The sequence below is a fragment of the Daeguia caeni genome (assembly GCF_042653845.1).
Classification (GTDB): Bacteria; Pseudomonadota; Alphaproteobacteria; order Rhizobiales; family Rhizobiaceae; genus Brucella; species Brucella caeni.
Genome location: NZ_JBHSEL010000053.1, coordinates 235,744 through 251,586 on the forward strand (window position 1 = coordinate 235,744; position 15,843 = coordinate 251,586).

Here is a 15,843-nt window from a genome sequence, read left to right on the forward strand (position 1 = left end):
GACGCGACGAACAAATATTGTCTAGCACCGCCCCAAATCCGGCTCTTTGATTTCAATCAAAAGACTAGAAAAATTACTGGCGCTTTCGACACGCGCCCCAGCGTTTTTTGAAAAAATCCGAAACCGGCTTCAGTTTTGGATCAGACAGAAAACCATGTCGGAACAGAATGCTGCCCTTTACCTCAGGCAGTTTTTCATTGAGTTCAAGCTGTCGCCTGATCTCGCCAACGCCGTTCTCATCCGTCCATCCGGGCTCCGAGGCCGAAGATTCACCCGCACGATAAAGCGCCAGGCCGATATAAAGATCGGTTTTCGTGCCGCGCACCACATCCGCCCACCATCGGGCCAGCACATCATAGGGCACATCCCTGCGCCCATGTGACCAATAGATCTGCGGTGCGATATAGTCGACGAGGCCCTGTTTGACCCAGGCCCGCGTATCGGCAAAATCGCCGTCATAATTGGTCTTGCCTGCCCGCGTTGCAGAACCAAGCGGATCATCCGCCTTGTTGCGCCACACCCCGCCCGGCGAAATGCCAAAACGCGCTTTGGGCTTGATTGTCTTAACCCGCTCAGAAATTTCGCGCACCAGCATTTCCGTATTGTAGCGCCGCCAGTCATATTTGCTGGCAAAACTGGTGCCAAAGCGCCTGAAGGTCTCATCGTCATCAAGCCTGGAGCCGGCCGTTTCATAATAGAAATAATCGTCGAACTGGATGCCATCGACATCATATTTCTGCACGACCTCGGCGGCGATATCGCCTACCCATTTGCGTACCTGCGGAATGCCCGGATCAAGCACAAGTCGCCCGGCGGCAATGCGAACCCAGTCGTGATGGGTCTTGTAGACGCTGTCCCGCCCACCCGACAGGCTTGCCGACAGGGCCGCTCTCGTCGCCGGTTCGGTATCCATGGCAACGCGATAGGGATTAAGCCAGGCATGAAGTTCAATGCCGCGCTTATGCGCCTCATCGATGGCAAACTGCAGCGGGTCAAATCCCGGATCCTTGCCGGGCGTGCCGGTCAGATAGGCAGACCATGGCAAATAGTCTGACCGATAAAAGGCATCCGCCGTCGGCGAGACCTGAAAAATGACCGCATTGAGCCCATGGTCTTGCGCCTCATCAAACAGACGCTGCAATTCGCGCTTTTGCTGTTTCACCCGCTCGGCATCGTCGCTGATTGCGAGGGAAGCCCGTGAAGGCCAGTCGAGATTGAGCACGGTCGCAACCCAGCTTGCATGAAAGGCGTCGCAATCGAGTGGCATCAGGAGATCCGTTTCACTTTATGTTGCACAAGAGCAGCTTACTGCCGAAAGGATTTGATCTTGTTCATATAGTCCTTAAATTCATGAATGAAACCGTGCGACAAGAGCGAGGGCAAAATGTACAAACAGCTTCTTATTACTACGGATGGATCTGAATTCGCCGAACGTGGCGTCACTCACGGGCTCAAACTCGCCAAGGCGCTCGGTGCCAAGGTGACGGTGATGACTGTCACCGCCCCCTACTCTGCCTCCGGCCTGCCGGGCGGCTGGATCGACACGCCAGCCTTCATCGAAGTCTATGAAAAGGAACGGACAGAATTCGCCCAGAAAATCCTCGACAAGGTGCAGGCACAGGCGCAGGAACTCGGCCTGACCATCGAGCCGCTGCATGTCAGCGCCATGCATGCCGCAGAAGCGATCATCGAAAAATCACAGGAACTGAATATTGACCTGATCGTCATGGCCTCACACGGCCGACGCGGCCTCAAGAGCTTCATCATTGGCAGCCAGACCAATGAAGTGCTTACCCGCGGCCATATTCCGGTACTGGTTGTTCGCTAACGCAGTTCCAGGAAAAGTGGGAACCGGTTTTCCGCCCGGGAACTGCGGGAAAACAAGCAGCTCCAGGAAAAACGGGAACCGGTTTCTGTCCGGAACAGTAAAGTAACAATATGTCAGAGCAATCGGCATTTCCGTGAAAATCTGGATTGCTCTCAGCGCATCAGGCGTGGCTCAACCGGCCTCACGGCCGGTTGCACTTTCAATATCGACACGGAAAAAGACTGGCGAAAGCTTGCGCTCCTCGCCGTCCTGTTTCACCATGCGCACATAGGCAGGCTCCCACCAGGTCGGCAAATCCGAAAACAGTTTCACCAAGGCTGCCTTTTCCTGCTCCCCCTCGATCCTATGATAACGTCCATGAACAACCACCGAGCGCCATTTGGTGCGCGATTGAATATCGTCAAACAGCACGCAAACCGCATTGTTTCTGGCAAGCGCAGCCGTTTTCTGTCCATCAGTTGTGAATGAATAAAGCGAGCCGCCACTGAAACGGAATCCCATCGGGACAATGACAGGACGATCGTCCAGAATATAGGCCATCCGCCCCACGCTCGCATGCTGGATCATATCGCGAACATCATAATCCGACAATTCCCTGATCATCATGGTGCGTATCCCCATATGGTGCCCAAGCTGAGATTCAATTTATCATAATTCTCAGCCAATACCTTGATTAAAAACAAAAATTAGTCACACGAACAGACGGCCTTCGGCAATTTTCACCGCTGATCCGCCAATACGCACGGAAGTGAGTTTCTGCCTTTCCACATCGAGCTCAAGCCGGATGCGTGACGGCCGCCCCATCTCCATGCCCTGTTCGATCCAGAACTGGGTTGCCCCATCGACCGGCTGATCATTTTCCTGCACCGCACCGGCAAAAGCGGCCACCGCCGACCCGGTTGCGGGATCTTCAAACACATTGGCGCCGATCGCAAACATGCGCGCATGAAAATGGCTGTCGAACAGGATGGTATCACGGCAATAGACATAGATCGGCAACGGCCTGCCATCGACATGTGGCAGGCTCTCACAGACATAGACCGGATCGATCGACACCTTGGCCGCGGCAATCAGATTATGCACCGGCACCAGCAAAAACGGTGTCCCAGCACTCCAGACTGCCGGCACATGGTTTTCAAAACCAATCTGATGCGTGCCGAGACCGATCGCGGCGGCGGCTTCCTCCTTTTCGATTTTCACATCGAGGCGTCGCGGCAGGATCGGCAGATCAAATTCGGCAAAGGCGCTGTTGTTCTCGCCCAGAACCACGCCACAGCGCACAAGGCCGATCTTTTCCTCCAGTGCGATCAGAAGGCCCGGCTCCTTGCCCTCATGGCGGCGACGTGCCAGCGAGATGGCCGCCCCGACCGTCGGATGACCGGCAAAGGGAAGCTCATATTCGGGTGTAAAAATGCGAACGGAAGCCGTATGCGTCTTGTTTTCCGGTTCCAGCAGAAAGATGGTTTCGGAAAGATTGAACTCACGTGCAATCGCCTGCATCTGCGCATCATTGAGGCCTGAGCATTCATGCACCACCGCCAGAGGATTGCCTGCCATGGCCTTGTCGGAGAAAACATCAAAAATCTCGTAATACCGACCTGACGCGATCACATTCGTCATACGCAACGTCCTCGCTCGCTAAACAGTCTCCTCGCCCAAACTGCAACCGGTTCCATTGCCAGTGCTCCCGACAAAATTGAGCATAAACAATTTGACGGCGCTGTCATTGATTGTTTGCAGGTTTTTACGAATTCATAAAATGCCAATCGGCAAAGGCCCGCACATAAGGCGGCGTAGCCTCTCCAAGCTGACCGGCACGGCTGACCGGAATGATCCTTGCCAGTTCCCGCATGGACTGGCGGGCAAGAAAATCATTGATCGCAGCCACCAGCTCCCATGTAGAGGCATCGAACCGGAAACGGCGGAACAGGGCGATGCTGCGGTTGCTGGTTACGAGATTGAAATGCGGCTCCATCCGGGCCTGCCCAAGATCAAGCCCGGTCTCTTCGCGCACCTCGCGCAGCATATTGGCATTATAGTCAACCCGGCCATCCACAATATCCTGATTGTCGACTGTGCCGGCGGGAAAATAGATGCGCCCGGCAATGGCATGTCCGTGGCCCATTTCAGCCGCGATGAGATCGCCTTCCCGTGAGGTAATCACGCCAACACTGAAAATATGCCATGGACGCATGCGTGCCGGATCGCGCCGCCAATGCATCAGCGTGGCAAAGCTCGTGCGTCTGAAGCCTGCCGTAAGCACACCATGCTCAAGCCGCGCTTCAGGTGCAAGATAAATCTCACCATCATAAAGGCTGGGATTGGCCGCGCATTCACGTTGCCAGTTGGCGCGGATGGCTGCATGATTCTCCAAAGCATAATCAAGCGCCCCCGGCACGATGCGAACATCAACGCGCTCGACAGTCAGAACCGTATTTTCTGCGACGCGATCCATGAAACCTGTTCCCATGGCTGATGCAACTGATGCGGCAGCTTAAAGCAATTCAGATTTTCACGGAAACGCTGATTGCTCTAATATTGTTTATCGCAGTCTGGACAGGAACCCGGCTCCCACTTTTCCTGGAACTGCCTGTTTTTCCGCAGTTCCCGGGCGGAAAACCGGTTCCCACTTTTCCTGGAACTGCTTATGCCGGATTTCAAACCACGTTAAGCGTCACGGCGACAGGACAATGATCGCTTGCCTTTGGCCGATCCCATCCGGTACGCGGATAGCGCTCCACCACCTGATCAGGCGGAAAGATCGTACGGTAAGGTTGGCCGTTGCGGATGATTGCCGGCACAGCCTTTTCATTCCTGGCCGCCAATGATGGCGAGGCCAGAATGTAATCGAGCTGACAGAGATGGCGCTCTTCCGGACCGCGGGTGTGATAAAGCGTCCAGCGATCCATCACCGGACGCCGCTCGACCAGATTGACGGCAAAACCATCATCCAGCAATTCATTGAGCGCGCTTTGCTCTTCCCGGACCGGCGTGAAGTCATAGCCATTCCAGCGGTCACCCGTAATGACGATGCGTTCGCGATAATCGTTGAAATCACCGCAGATCAGCCAACGCCGTTCGGCTGCCCTGTTCGCGCCGAACTTGTCTTCAATGATGCGGCGAATGGCCCGCGTTTCCGCCTGTCGAATGGGCAATGAGGCAATTCGCCCATCAAACCCATTGCGCGATCCGGTCATGGACTTCAGATGGGTGACAAACAGCGACAAGGGCTTGTTGCCAATGCGCAGATCAATGTTGAGGCAGTCGCGCCGGAAAATACGGTCATGCGGCTCAATGCCAAGCTCGGCCAGAACAGGATCGTAAAGCCCATAATCCGTATAGGTCACATGGGCATGGCTGGTCACCGCATCGACGGAAATCGGCTTGCCATCGCGTGTTTCGTCGCGCACCAGCACAGCCACATCGATGCCGCGGGAATCATTGCCATCAACCAGATATTTCCGGCGATAGCCATGACCGATCATTTTGAACAGATAGCCATATTCAAACGCATTGAGCGCGGCGAGATTGTCGACTTCCTGCAGGCATAGAATGTCGGCGCGCGTATCGGCAATGGCAAGCGCGGTGAGCTGGCGCGTATCATCCGTATGCGCCATCGTGCGTGCCTGTTCGAGCAGGCGATATTGCTCCTCATCGCTGATTTCAAACAATTGCAGGCTGCGATCCTGATGCAACTGATTGCGAAAACCGGAAAAATCAAACCGGCGCATCAGATTTTCAACATTGAATGTAGCAATCGTAAACATTGCAGCAATGTTGCCGCTAATGACCCACTTGGCAAGCAGTTCATGCCGGGCATCATTATTCTCAACATGAATATGCTAGCGCCGAAACCGCTCCGGCAGGCAAAATATGCACGGTTCAAGAGCCGGGAATATGAAAATCAGGGCATTGCCCATGATCGCACATGGACAATGCCAGAATTCAGGCAATGCGCCTGTCCTTCAGGCAGCCATCATGGCTGGATGGCCACTTTCAGCACGCCATCACGCTGATTGCCAAACAGATCATAAGCCTTTTCGATGTCATCGAGCTTGAAGCGATGGGTGACCAGCGGCTTCAGATCAACACGACCAGAAGCGCAAACCTCCATCAGCCGGCGCATCCGTTCCTTGCCGCCGGGGCACAGTGTGGTGACAATGCGCTTGTCGCCAAGGCCAGCCGAAAAGGCATCAAGCGGAATCTTGAGATCTGTCGAATAGACGCCCAGACTTGAGAGGGTTCCGCCGGGACGCAGGACGCGCAAGGCCGATTCAAACGTGCTCTGCGTGCCAAGCGCCTCAATGGCGACATCCACGCCGCGCCCATCCGTGAGTTCCATGATCTGCTCGACCGGATCGCCCGCCTTGAAATCGATGACATGGTCAGCGCCAAGCCCGCGCGCAACCTTCATGCGCTCAGGCAGCGTATCCACGCCAATGATCGTGGTCGCTCCCATCAGCCGGGCACCTGCCACGGCACACAGACCAATCGGCCCAAGCGCAAAAACGGCAACCGTATCGCCAATCTTCACCCCGCCGCTTTCCGCACCTGAAAAGCCGGTCGACATGATGTCCGGGCACATCAGCACATCTTCATCGCTCAGGTGATCCGGGATCGGGCTCAGATTGGCCATGGCGTCCTTGACCAGCACATATTCGGCCTGACAGCCATCGATCGTATTGCCGAATTTCCAGCCCCCCATCGCCCGGAAGCCATGTTTGCTGCCCGCACCATCCTGCGCCCCGCATCCGCACAGACAGGCATAGCTGTGGCCGGATGGCGTAATCGCACCGGCAATCACACGCTGGCCTTCCTGATAGCCGGTGACAGCAGAGCCCAGTTTTTCGATGATGCCAACCGGCTCATGCCCAATGGTCAGCCCTTTCTCGACGGGATATTCTCCCTTGAGGATATGGATATCCGTGCCGCAAATCGTGGTGGTGGTGATGCGGATCAGCGCATCCAGTGGCCCGACATCCGGAACAGGCTTGTCTTCAAGCACAATACGGTTTTTCTCGACAAAGACTGCCGCTTTCATCAGCTGAACCATCAGAGCCCCCTTTCTATAACCTTACCCTAATGGAAATCGCACACTCATTTAGGTACAACTTTTCATGATCGTAAATCCACTATAAGCCCAATTTGAAGTATGTTTGATAATGTAATGAAACATGGATGCGCCTGACCCACCCGGAAACAGGCGCCTTGAGGACAGATCAGATGTCTGGAAAAACCGCGCGCGCTGGCCTATGCGCAATCATTGCCGCCATTTGCCTGTTCGGCTTTGTCCTGCCCGGTCATGCCGTTGAGCTGAATGGCAATCCCTATATCCAGCCGCTCAGGCCAGCCGGGCCGACCATTCCGGGCAGTTCGACCAGTGCCGCCACGCCAAAATGCTATGGTGCAGTCTGTCCGACCAGCCGCGCGGCCACACCACCACCATTGCCAGGCAGCAACCATATTCGCTGGTGTACGGAGCGCTATCGCAGCTATCGCGCATCGGACAACACCTACCAACCCCTCACCGGCCCGCGCACGAGATGCGTCTCACCTTTCCAGCAATAGAGCAGTTCCAGGAAAAGTGGGAACCGGTTTTCCGCCCGGAACTGCGAAAAGGATAAGTTGCAGCTCCAGGAAAAATGAAAACCGGTTTTCCGTCCGAAGCGCGAAAACAATATGCCCAAGCAACAGAAAGGCCGCATGACGGGCATGCGGCCTGACTGGAATGCCGTTCAAGAACGGTTACATATGATTGCGGATCAGACGGCCAAGACGCTTGATGCCTTCCTCGATCATTTCGTCATTGGCGCAGGAATAGCTGAGACGCAGCGTATTGGCGCCCGAGCCATCAGCATAGAAGGCCTTGCCTGGCACGAAGGCCACCTTTTCACTATCGATGGAAGCGGCAAGCAGGGCTGCACCATCCATGCCCTCCGGCAAGGTGACCCAGATGAACATGCCGCCTTCCGGCTTCGTCCAGTCCGTGCCTTCCGGCATATGGGCGGCCAGGGCCGACAGCATGCAATCGCGGCGATGCTTGTAAACCTTGGCAATCTTTTCAACCTGTTCATGGAAGCCGCGTTCGGCGACATGATGAATGGCGATCTGGTTGATGGTTGAGGAGTGCAGATCGGCAGCCTGCTTCATCAGCACAAGCTTGCGAATGACAGCCTGGTTTGCAACCACAAAGCCAACGCGCAGGCCCGGCGCCAGTGTCTTGGAGAAGGAGCCGCAATAGATGGTGCGGGTCTTTTCAATGTCGCCGCCATTGCGTTCAATATCGATCGCCATGATCGGCGCAATGGCCTCGCCATTATAGCGCAGGTGCTGATAAGCGGCGTCCTCGATCACCGGAATGTCGAGCTCGTCAGCCATGGCAAGCAGTTTTTCCCGGCCGGCGCGGTCAACCGTCTCGCCGGTCGGATTGCTGAAATCAGCCGAAAGATAGGCGAATTTCACCTTGCCTCCGGCCTTTTCCGCTGCCTGCGCATAGGATTCGGGCGTGCGGTTGCCCTTGATGGCAAGAATGTCATAGTTCGGCTCATAGGCATTGAAGGCCTGCAGCGCACCAAGATAGGTTGGTGCTGCGACCAGCGCCGTATCACCCGGCGACAGGAACAGCTTGCCCAGATAGTCAAGCGCCTGCTGCGAGCCAGAGGTGATGAACACATTATCTTCCGTGCACTTGATGCCGAAACGGCCAAGTTCACCAACCAGCCATGTACGCAGTGGCTTGTAACCTTCCGAAACGGAATATTGCAGGGCAGCATTGCTTTCCTGACCGCTCAGAATATCGCTATAGGCAGCCTGAAAGGCCTCATGCGGGAACAGTTTCGGATCGGGAATACCGCCCGCAAACGAAATAATGTCTGGGCGCTCCAGAAGCTTCAGCAGCTCGCGTATTTCCGATGCACGCATGCGTTTCGAGCGGGTTGCGTAATTTTTGTCCCAGTCCTGCACGTCATTCTCCTCATTCATGCTTCAGGGTCACACGGACGCCAGGTGCCCCCATCAGCGTTTTAGGAAACTACGCCTAGCGCAAAATTGGCGAAACGAGAACAGGCTTTCCTATGCTTGTATCGAATAAGGATATGCGGAAAATCTGTGATCGCCCTGCGTAAAACGGCTTTTCCTAAAACGCCCTGTCAAAGCTGTCGGGGACGGCGAACCGTCCCCAATGATTGTCTGATGATCAGTTGCGGGCCTTGTCGACCAGCTTGTTCTTTTCGATCCACGGCATCATTGCACGCAGCCTTGCACCAACTTCCTCGATCTGGTGCGCATCGTTGTTGCGGCGGATGCCCTTGAAACGGGCGGCACCAGCGCGATATTCCTGCATCCATTCCGAGGTGAACTTGCCGGTCTGAATGTCCTTCAGAACACGCTTCATTTCTTCCTTGGTTTCAGCAGTGATGATGCGCGGGCCAGTGACATATTCGCCCCATTCAGCCGTGTTCGAGATCGAATAGTTCATGTTGGCAATGCCGCCTTCGTAGATCAGGTCCACGATCAGCTTCATTTCGTGCAGGCATTCGAAATAGGCCATTTCAGGCGCATAGCCAGCTTCAACCAGGGTTTCGAAACCAGCGCGGATGAGTTCGACAACACCGCCACAAAGTACTGCCTGTTCACCGAACAGGTCGGTTTCGCATTCTTCCTTGAAGGTGGTTTCGATGATGCCCGAACGGCCGCCGCCAACGCCCGAAGCGTAGGACAGGGCGAGGTCATGGGCATTGCCCGAAGCGTCCTGATGAACAGCGATCAGGCAAGGAACGCCGCCGCCGCGCTGATATTCGCCGCGAACCGTGTGGCCCGGACCCTTCGGTGCGATCATGATGACGTCAACGGTCTTCTTTGGCTCGATCAGGCCAAAATGAACATTGAGGCCATGGGCGAAGGCGATTGCAGCACCATCGCGCAGATTGTCATGGATGCTTTCCTTGTAGATGTCGGCCTGCAGTTCGTCAGGGGTTGCCATCATGATCAGATCGGCCCACTTGGCTGCATCAGCAACAGTCATGACCTGGAAGCCGTCAGCTTCGGCCTTCTTGGCGGTAGCGGAACCTTCACGAAGGGCGATGCGGACATTGGCAGCACCGGAGTCCTTCAGGTTCAGCGCATGCGCACGGCCCTGGCTACCATAACCAACGATAACGACATTCTTCGACTTGATCAGGTTCAGATCGGCATCCCGATCGTAATAAACGCGCATTGTATTCTTCCCTTCGGTTCAGTTTGAATCCTACGGCTGATGTCAGTCAGCCGATGCTTGTGCTCCATAAAGAGCGAAAAACTGCTTGGTGGCACGCCGGGCATCCCGGATCACCTTGGCATCTGTCTGTTCCAGCCTGTCGCCGAGCAGCAGACGGATCTGCATGTCGCCCACGACCAGCCCGAAGAATGTCCGGAACGCCTCATCGACATCGTCAAAGAACAGAAGCCCTGCTTCCTTGCCCATTATGAGCACCGGCTTCAGACGGGCAGCCATGGCAACCGGGCCATTCGACAGCACAATATCGCCCAGGGCAGACTTGGCCGATGCGGCATGGCTGATCGCAAGCCGGTTGAGCGCAATCGATGTCTGGCTCGACAGAACGAGCAGCCAGTCACGTGCAAAATGTTCAAGGCTGGAAAACAGTGCCTCGGCATCGAGCCTTTCACGTGCCAATGGCACGACACGCACTTTCGACGCCTGCCAGCGCACCATCGCCGTCAATAGGCCGTCACGGTCACCAAACCATTTATAGAGGCTTTCCTTCGAGCAATTGGCAGCACGCGCAATGCTCGCCGTCGTCAAGGCGCGGTCTCCGCCTTCAACAAGAAGACGCAGAGCCTGCTCCAGAACATTGCTCTGTCGCGGCGACAGAGCCTGCGGCACCTTGGCCTGCAAGTCATCCTTCTTGTCTGTCAACGCTGATCCTCCTTCTTGTACCGTACGGTACGGTTCCTATCCATAATCTCAGCGGACAAATGCGTCAAGAATGATTTTTATGCAATGTAATGAATTTTGGGCACAGCCTGATGCATTGTTGGACAGAAGGCGGCAGACCACATGAAGGCTCCGGCACAAGAACCAGTGTCACCTTTCCGCCGGAAAGACAGAACCGGCATCCTTCGCGGCAAAACAAGACGAAAACCCGCTGCGATTGTCCTCATCTCAATCTGCAGGGCAAAGACGGGCCCAGCCTTTCAAGCCCCTTGCGCGCCTTGCTGATCACAGATTGACCTGCGTGCCGATTTCCACCACACGTCCGGTCGGAATCTGGAAATATTCTGTCGCGTCGGCAGCCGTACTTGCCAAAAGGATGAACAGCTTGTCCTGCCACAAGGGCATGCCTGAATTATGCGAAGCCTTGAGTGAACGACGCGACAGGAAGAAGGAGGTAGTCATCGTATCGTAATCAAGGCCAAGCTTGCGGCAATAGATCAGCGCACGGGGGATATTGGGCTGCTGCATATAGCCGAAGGTCAGCGTCACCTGCATGAAGCGTTCATTGAACTGCATGATCCGCGCCCTGTCCTGAATCGGCACCCATGGTTTTGAGGCGGTCACGACCGTCAAAATGATGTTGCTCTGATGCAGCACCTTATAATGTTTCAGACTGTGCATCAGCGCCGTTGGCGCACATTTCGGATCACCTGTCAGAAATACTGCCATACCCGGCACAATGGTGGGCGGATGTTTCTGCATCTGGTCAACGATGAGATCAAGCGGCACTTCCGTCTTTCTGGTCTTGGCAAACAGCAGCCGCGAGCCACGTGTCCATGTCCACATCACCACCACCAGAATGGCCGCAACCAGGATCGACACCCACCCGCCCTCGTGCACCTTGAGAATATTGGCGCTGAAAAACATGATGTCGATCATCAGCATGCACAGGATGAAGGCGATGGCGCGCAGTCTTGGCCAGTTCCAGATCCGCAGCATGACGATGAACAGCAACGCCGTCGTCACCAGCATGTTGCCGGTAACGGCAATGCCATAAGCGGCAGCCAGATTGGTGGACTTCTGGAAGCCCAGCACGAAAATGACCACGATAATGCCGAGAAACAGATTGACCCGGGGCATATAGATCTGCCCGTGCAGCTTCTTGGACGTATGCTGGATCTCAAGTCGCGGCAGGATATTGAGCTGCACCGCCTGACGCGCCACGGAATAGGCGCCTGAAATGACGGCCTGACTGGCAATGATGGTTGCAGCCGTCGCAAGCAGGACCATGGGCAGCAATGCAAAATCCGGCAGCATCTGGAAAAACGGCAGTTCGGCCTTGCGCCCGTGCGACAGAATATAGGCCGCCTGCCCGAAGTAATTGAGCAAAAGGCAGGGAAACACGATCCCAAGCCATGCAAGCACGATGGGTCTGCGTCCGAAATGGCCGAGATCGGCATAGAGCGCTTCCGCCCCCGTCATGGCAAGAAACACCGCCCCGAAGGTCACGAAGGCAACAGCGGGACTAAGCATCATGAACTGCAGTGCATAATAGGGATTGAGTGCGACCAGCACGTTTGGATCATCGAAAATATGCCACAGGCCGGACAGCCCAAGCGCCAGAAACCACAGTGCCATGACCGGCCCGAAGACGGTCGCCACACGCGCCGTCCCCATGCGCTGGATGGAAAACAGCGTGACCAGAATGGTCACTGTCACCGGCACGACAAAAGGTTCAAGATGTGGCGTGACAATTTCAAACCCTTCAACCGCCGACAGAACCGAAATGGCAGGCGTGATGACGGCATCGCCAAAGAACAGGGCCGCGCCGAGAATGCCGGCCGCCAGCACCCAGCCTGCCCGCCGATGCACGACCGAACGCGCCAGCGCCATGAGGGACAGGATTCCCCCTTCGCCATTATTGTCGGCGCGCAGGACGAAGATCACATATTTGATGGTAACGACAAGCAAAAGCGCCCAGAAAATGAGCGACACCACCCCCAGCACGCCAATGCGCGAGACATGCCCGTCAATGGCCGAGGCATGCAGGGCCTCGCGGAAGGCATAGATCGGGCTGGTGCCGATATCGCCATAGACCACACCGAGGGCACCAAGCACGAGCGTGCGCATTTTTTCATTGTGCTGCGGCATCTCCGAAATTGGCATGTCATCATTCGTGCCATTATCCACCGCGCCAGTCTGGGGTGTTGCAGGCATGCCATTTTGAACGTCGCTCATTCAGGCACCTCGGAACGGATATGTCTATTCCTCGCAAGGGAACAGGGAGCGTATTTCTTATCATCCTGCACGCGCATTTTGATACGCGAATTTTGTTGGGACGCAGAAAACAATGTTTGCGGGAAGCAGCAATACTGCAACGACTTGCCGATACGCCCCATGATCACTCACCCAATCAGGACCCGACATCTGGCGTTTCAGTAACATGAAGCCCACGCGCCGACTGTCGTCATGACCAATATCGGGCGGGTTTCCCGTCCTCATCCCTGCAGGTTTCCTGTCTCCGGCAACAAACCGGACAAAGCTGAAATGGCAGGTCAGTGTCCCAGCGCCGCCCGGTAACGCGCAACAGTCGCCGGCATGCCATACATCAGGGCATCAGCCGTCAGCCCGTGCCCGATCGAGACTTCCAGCAGGTCCGGAATGGCCCTGACCAGCGCCGGCAGGTTGTCGACCGTCAGATCATGGCCGGCATTGACCCCAAGGCCCAGTTCGCGCGCCACGGCAGCCGCCCTGGAAAGACGAGCAAGCTCGCGTTCAGCCGCCTTTGGATCGTCATGGGTTGCACCATAAGGCCCGGTATAAAGCTCGATGCGATCGGCACCTGTCGCCTTGGCCTGTTCGTAGCCCAATGGATCAGGATCAGCAAAGAGCGACACACGCATGCCGGAGGCCTTGAGACGCGCCACGATCGGCGCCAGGAACGCCGTCTTGCCCGGAAAATCCCAGCCATGGTCGGATGTGGCCTGTGCTGGATCGTCGGGAACCAGCGTCACCTGTTCCGGCTGATGTTTTTCCACCAGGGCGAGAAAATCTTCGCTGGGAAAGCCTTCGATATTGAATTCGGCTTGCGGAAACTCGTCATCGATCAGCGCCCGCAGATCAGCCAGATCCGAAAAGCGTATATGCCGCTGATCCGGTCTTGGATGCACGGTCAGACCGGCAGCACCGGCGGCAAGGGCTGCGCGTCCAAGCCCGACGACACTTGGCCAGGGAAGATCGCGCCGGTTTCTGAGCAGGGCGACCGCATTGAGATTGACCGACAATTTTGCAGGCATGGAAGTGCTACTCCCCTGAATGGACCTGCTGCTTTATACATAGTCATAAGGAAATATGTGAGTGTTTTCACAGAATGGAGTATTATCCATCCCCAAAATCGTCGCCTGATCATGCATCTGCTGAAGCCCTTTTCGGCTTTGGCGTCATTCGACATTCGTAACAATCTGATGTTGCTCCGCTTCAGTCTGGGGGTCGCATGCGCAATGAAGATTTACCTGTCATCCGCCGCATCAGAACCGACCGTGATCATGTTTTTGCATTTGCCGTGGTTGGGCGACTGACAGAAAATGCCCTAATCAATTTGTGGGGGCTGCTTGAGGCAGCCTATGAGACCCATGACGAAATTGATCTTCTGATCCGCCTCACAAGCTATGAAGGGATAGACTGGACATCGGCCTTCTCGGAACGCATGTTTGAATTGCGCTCACGCTCCTTGCGCAAAGTGCGCCGCTATGCCGTTGTCGGCGGACCGCTCTGGATACAGGCAAGTATCGCGCTGATGAAGCCATTCCTCTCCATCGACATGCGCGCCTTCAGCACGGATGAAGAAGAAAAGGCATGGGAATGGCTGGATGCCCATCCACTGCAAGACTGATCATCTCACCACGGTCAGACGTTCTGCCGCGCGCGTGATCGCCGTATAGAGCCAGCGTTCGCGCGTATCGCGAAAGGCAAAGCTCTCGTCAAACAGCACGACCTCATCCCATTGCGAGCCTTGTGCCTTGTGTACGGTCAGTGCATAGCCATAATCAAAATCGTCATAGCGCTTTCTGGTCTGCCACGGGATCTCCGTTTCCGGATCCTCGAACTGCGCCTTGAGAAGCTTGATCTTGGCCACGCCGCGATCATCATCCTCTGGCGTCACCAACAGGTTGATACCGGGCTTTACCGTTTCCTTGGACGCAGTCATTACCTTCCACAGAGAGCCATTGAGCAGCCCCTTGGCCGGATCGTTGCGCAGACAGACCAGCTTGTCGCCCGCCTGCGGATAATCCGCCGTAAAGCCCTTGAGCTCCCTGAGCCGCTGGTTATAGCGCCGTCTGGTGCGGTTGGTGCCAACCAGCACCTGATCGGCCGACAGCACCATGTCCTGATTGACTTGCGACTTGCTGATCACCTTGGCCGCGCCAAAATCACCATATGCAAGTTCGCGTCCCTCGCGCACATCGAGCGCCATCCGGATGATCGGATTGTCCCGCGCCTGACGGTGAATTTCGGTCAAAAGAAAATCCGGCTCATGTTCGGTGAAAAAGCCGCCGCCGGAAATCGGCGGCAACTGCCCCGGATCACCAAGCACCAGAATGGGCGTGCCGAAACTCATCAGATCGCGCCCCAGCGCCTCATCCACCATCGAACATTCGTCCACGATGACAAGCGCCGCCTTGGCAACCGGGCTTTGGCGATTGAGCGAAAAGGTGGGAGCAATCGAGGTCTTGCCGGTTGTTTCGTCCTCGATTTCCTCCTCGCCGCGTGGGCGATAGATCAGCGAATGCAGCGTGCGGGCATTGGTCGCCCCCTTGGAGCGCAGCACCTGTGCCGCCTTGCCGGTGAAGGCGGCAAACTGCACATCACCATCGACATGTTCGGCAAAATGGCGCGCAAGCGTTGTCTTGCCAGTTCCGGCATAACCGAACAGCCTGAATATCGGACGGCGGCCTTCCTTCAGCCACTGCCCGACCGCCTTGAGTGCCTGATCCTGTTCCGGAGAAAATTGCATGAAACTGTCTGACAGGATTCGAAGAAGAAAAACAAGATCAAACCGTGATCAAATCGACAAGGCTGGCCC

At 55.9% G+C, this 15,843-nt stretch carries 16 protein-coding genes; 4 read left to right on the forward strand and 12 right to left on the reverse strand.

What is annotated here, in order from left to right:
* Nucleotides 1-73: 73 nt before the first annotated feature.
* A complete protein-coding gene (locus ACFO1V_RS09025; RefSeq protein WP_374829250.1) occupies nt 74-1,267 on the reverse strand; it encodes a glycoside hydrolase family 10-like protein in 1,194 nt (397 codons plus the stop codon).
* Nucleotides 1,268-1,384: 117 nt separating this feature from the next.
* On the opposite strand from ACFO1V_RS09025, the gene ACFO1V_RS09030 reads away from it, so the two are divergent.
* Nucleotides 1,385-1,828, forward strand: coding sequence for a universal stress protein (locus tag ACFO1V_RS09030; protein WP_374829248.1), 444 nt, complete (start codon nt 1,385-1,387; stop codon nt 1,826-1,828).
* Nucleotides 1,829-1,999: 171 nt separating this feature from the next.
* On the opposite strand, the gene ACFO1V_RS09035 is transcribed toward ACFO1V_RS09030, so the two are convergent.
* From ACFO1V_RS09035 to ACFO1V_RS09050, 4 genes are all read right to left on the reverse strand, one after another.
* Nucleotides 2,000-2,434, reverse strand: a complete 435-nt coding sequence (locus ACFO1V_RS09035) for a pyridoxamine 5'-phosphate oxidase family protein (RefSeq protein ID WP_374829246.1) — start codon at nt 2,432-2,434, stop codon at nt 2,000-2,002.
* Between the two features lie 84 nt (nt 2,435-2,518).
* Entirely contained in the window at nt 2,519-3,448 is a 930-nt protein-coding gene (locus tag ACFO1V_RS09040; RefSeq protein ID WP_374829244.1) for a PhzF family phenazine biosynthesis protein, read from the reverse strand.
* A 124-nt stretch (nt 3,449-3,572) separates the two neighbouring features.
* Nucleotides 3,573-4,283: an NUDIX hydrolase gene (locus ACFO1V_RS09045; protein WP_374829242.1), complete on the reverse strand. Its 711-nt coding sequence runs from the start codon at nt 4,281-4,283 to the stop codon at nt 3,573-3,575.
* A 202-nt stretch (nt 4,284-4,485) separates the two neighbouring features.
* Nucleotides 4,486-5,595 carry an endonuclease/exonuclease/phosphatase family protein gene (locus ACFO1V_RS09050; RefSeq protein WP_374829240.1) on the reverse strand — a complete coding sequence of 370 codons (1,110 nt, stop codon included), beginning with the start codon at nt 5,593-5,595 and terminating at the stop codon, nt 4,486-4,488.
* On the opposite strand from ACFO1V_RS09050, the gene ACFO1V_RS09055 reads away from it, so the two are divergent.
* Nucleotides 5,518-5,844, forward strand: coding sequence for a hypothetical protein (locus ACFO1V_RS09055; protein WP_374829682.1), 327 nt, complete (start codon nt 5,518-5,520; stop codon nt 5,842-5,844). The two genes, ACFO1V_RS09050 and ACFO1V_RS09055, sit on opposite strands and share 78 nt — an antisense overlap.
* Here ACFO1V_RS09055 and ACFO1V_RS09060 read toward each other — a convergent pair.
* Nucleotides 5,805-6,881: an NAD(P)-dependent alcohol dehydrogenase gene (locus tag ACFO1V_RS09060; protein WP_374829238.1), complete on the reverse strand. Its 1,077-nt coding sequence runs from the start codon at nt 6,879-6,881 to the stop codon at nt 5,805-5,807. The genes ACFO1V_RS09055 and ACFO1V_RS09060 overlap by 40 nt on opposite strands.
* Nucleotides 6,882-7,051: 170 nt before the next feature.
* On the opposite strand from ACFO1V_RS09060, the gene ACFO1V_RS09065 reads away from it, so the two are divergent.
* Entirely contained in the window at nt 7,052-7,396 is a 345-nt protein-coding gene (locus tag ACFO1V_RS09065) for a BA14K family protein (protein ID WP_374829236.1), read from the forward strand.
* A gap of 177 nt (nt 7,397-7,573) precedes the next feature.
* On the opposite strand, the gene ACFO1V_RS09070 is transcribed toward ACFO1V_RS09065, so the two are convergent.
* From ACFO1V_RS09070 to ACFO1V_RS09090, 5 genes are all read right to left on the reverse strand, one after another.
* The gene (locus ACFO1V_RS09070; protein ID WP_374829656.1) at nt 7,574-8,749 is read right to left on the reverse strand and encodes an aminotransferase-like domain-containing protein; all 1,176 of its coding nucleotides are present in this window, start codon (nt 8,747-8,749) and stop codon (nt 7,574-7,576) included.
* Between the two features lie 274 nt (nt 8,750-9,023).
* Complete coding sequence (gene ilvC / locus ACFO1V_RS09075) at nt 9,024-10,043, reverse strand: ketol-acid reductoisomerase (RefSeq protein ID WP_374829234.1); 1,020 nt, start codon at nt 10,041-10,043, stop codon at nt 9,024-9,026.
* A gap of 42 nt (nt 10,044-10,085) precedes the next feature.
* Complete coding sequence (locus ACFO1V_RS09080) at nt 10,086-10,742, reverse strand: TetR/AcrR family transcriptional regulator (RefSeq protein ID WP_374829232.1); 657 nt, start codon at nt 10,740-10,742, stop codon at nt 10,086-10,088.
* 303 nt (nt 10,743-11,045) lie between these two features.
* Nucleotides 11,046-12,926, reverse strand: coding sequence for a potassium transporter Kup (locus ACFO1V_RS09085; RefSeq protein WP_374829654.1), 1,881 nt, complete (start codon nt 12,924-12,926; stop codon nt 11,046-11,048).
* Between the two features lie 389 nt (nt 12,927-13,315).
* A complete protein-coding gene (locus ACFO1V_RS09090; protein ID WP_374829230.1) occupies nt 13,316-14,056 on the reverse strand; it encodes a pyridoxine 5'-phosphate synthase in 741 nt (246 codons plus the stop codon).
* A gap of 197 nt (nt 14,057-14,253) precedes the next feature.
* Here ACFO1V_RS09090 and ACFO1V_RS09095 point away from each other — a divergent pair, with 197 nt between their 5' ends.
* Entirely contained in the window at nt 14,254-14,652 is a 399-nt protein-coding gene (locus ACFO1V_RS09095) for a SpoIIAA family protein (protein ID WP_374829228.1), read from the forward strand.
* Here the strand turns inward: ACFO1V_RS09095 and ACFO1V_RS09100 are convergent, their stop codons facing one another.
* Nucleotides 14,653-15,774: an ATP-dependent DNA helicase gene (locus ACFO1V_RS09100; protein ID WP_374829226.1), complete on the reverse strand. Its 1,122-nt coding sequence runs from the start codon at nt 15,772-15,774 to the stop codon at nt 14,653-14,655.
* Nucleotides 15,775-15,843 lie beyond the last annotated feature (69 nt).

Coding starts and splice junctions, on each gene's coding strand:
- ACFO1V_RS09070 (WP_374829656.1), bottom strand. CDS start 8,749: ATGCGTGCATCGGAAATACGCGAGCTGCTGAAGCTTCTGGAGCGCCCA.
- ACFO1V_RS09040 (WP_374829244.1), bottom strand. CDS start 3,448: ATGACGAATGTGATCGCGTCAGGTCGGTATTACGAGATTTTTGATGTT.
- ACFO1V_RS09065 (WP_374829236.1), top strand. CDS start 7,052: ATGTCTGGAAAAACCGCGCGCGCTGGCCTATGCGCAATCATTGCCGCC.
- ACFO1V_RS09095 (WP_374829228.1), top strand. CDS start 14,254: ATGCGCAATGAAGATTTACCTGTCATCCGCCGCATCAGAACCGACCGT.
- ACFO1V_RS09055 (WP_374829682.1), top strand. CDS start 5,518: ATGCAACTGATTGCGAAAACCGGAAAAATCAAACCGGCGCATCAGATT.
- ACFO1V_RS09090 (WP_374829230.1), bottom strand. CDS start 14,056: ATGCCTGCAAAATTGTCGGTCAATCTCAATGCGGTCGCCCTGCTCAGA.
- ACFO1V_RS09100 (WP_374829226.1), bottom strand. CDS start 15,774: ATGCAATTTTCTCCGGAACAGGATCAGGCACTCAAGGCGGTCGGGCAG.
- ACFO1V_RS09050 (WP_374829240.1), bottom strand. CDS start 5,595: ATGTTTACGATTGCTACATTCAATGTTGAAAATCTGATGCGCCGGTTT.
- ACFO1V_RS09060 (WP_374829238.1), bottom strand. CDS start 6,881: ATGGTTCAGCTGATGAAAGCGGCAGTCTTTGTCGAGAAAAACCGTATT.
- ACFO1V_RS09030 (WP_374829248.1), top strand. CDS start 1,385: ATGTACAAACAGCTTCTTATTACTACGGATGGATCTGAATTCGCCGAA.
- ACFO1V_RS09045 (WP_374829242.1), bottom strand. CDS start 4,283: ATGGATCGCGTCGCAGAAAATACGGTTCTGACTGTCGAGCGCGTTGAT.
- ACFO1V_RS09025 (WP_374829250.1), bottom strand. CDS start 1,267: ATGCCACTCGATTGCGACGCCTTTCATGCAAGCTGGGTTGCGACCGTG.
- ACFO1V_RS09085 (WP_374829654.1), bottom strand. CDS start 12,926: ATGCCAATTTCGGAGATGCCGCAGCACAATGAAAAAATGCGCACGCTC.
- ACFO1V_RS09035 (WP_374829246.1), bottom strand. CDS start 2,434: ATGATGATCAGGGAATTGTCGGATTATGATGTTCGCGATATGATCCAG.
- ilvC (WP_374829234.1), bottom strand. CDS start 10,043: ATGCGCGTTTATTACGATCGGGATGCCGATCTGAACCTGATCAAGTCG.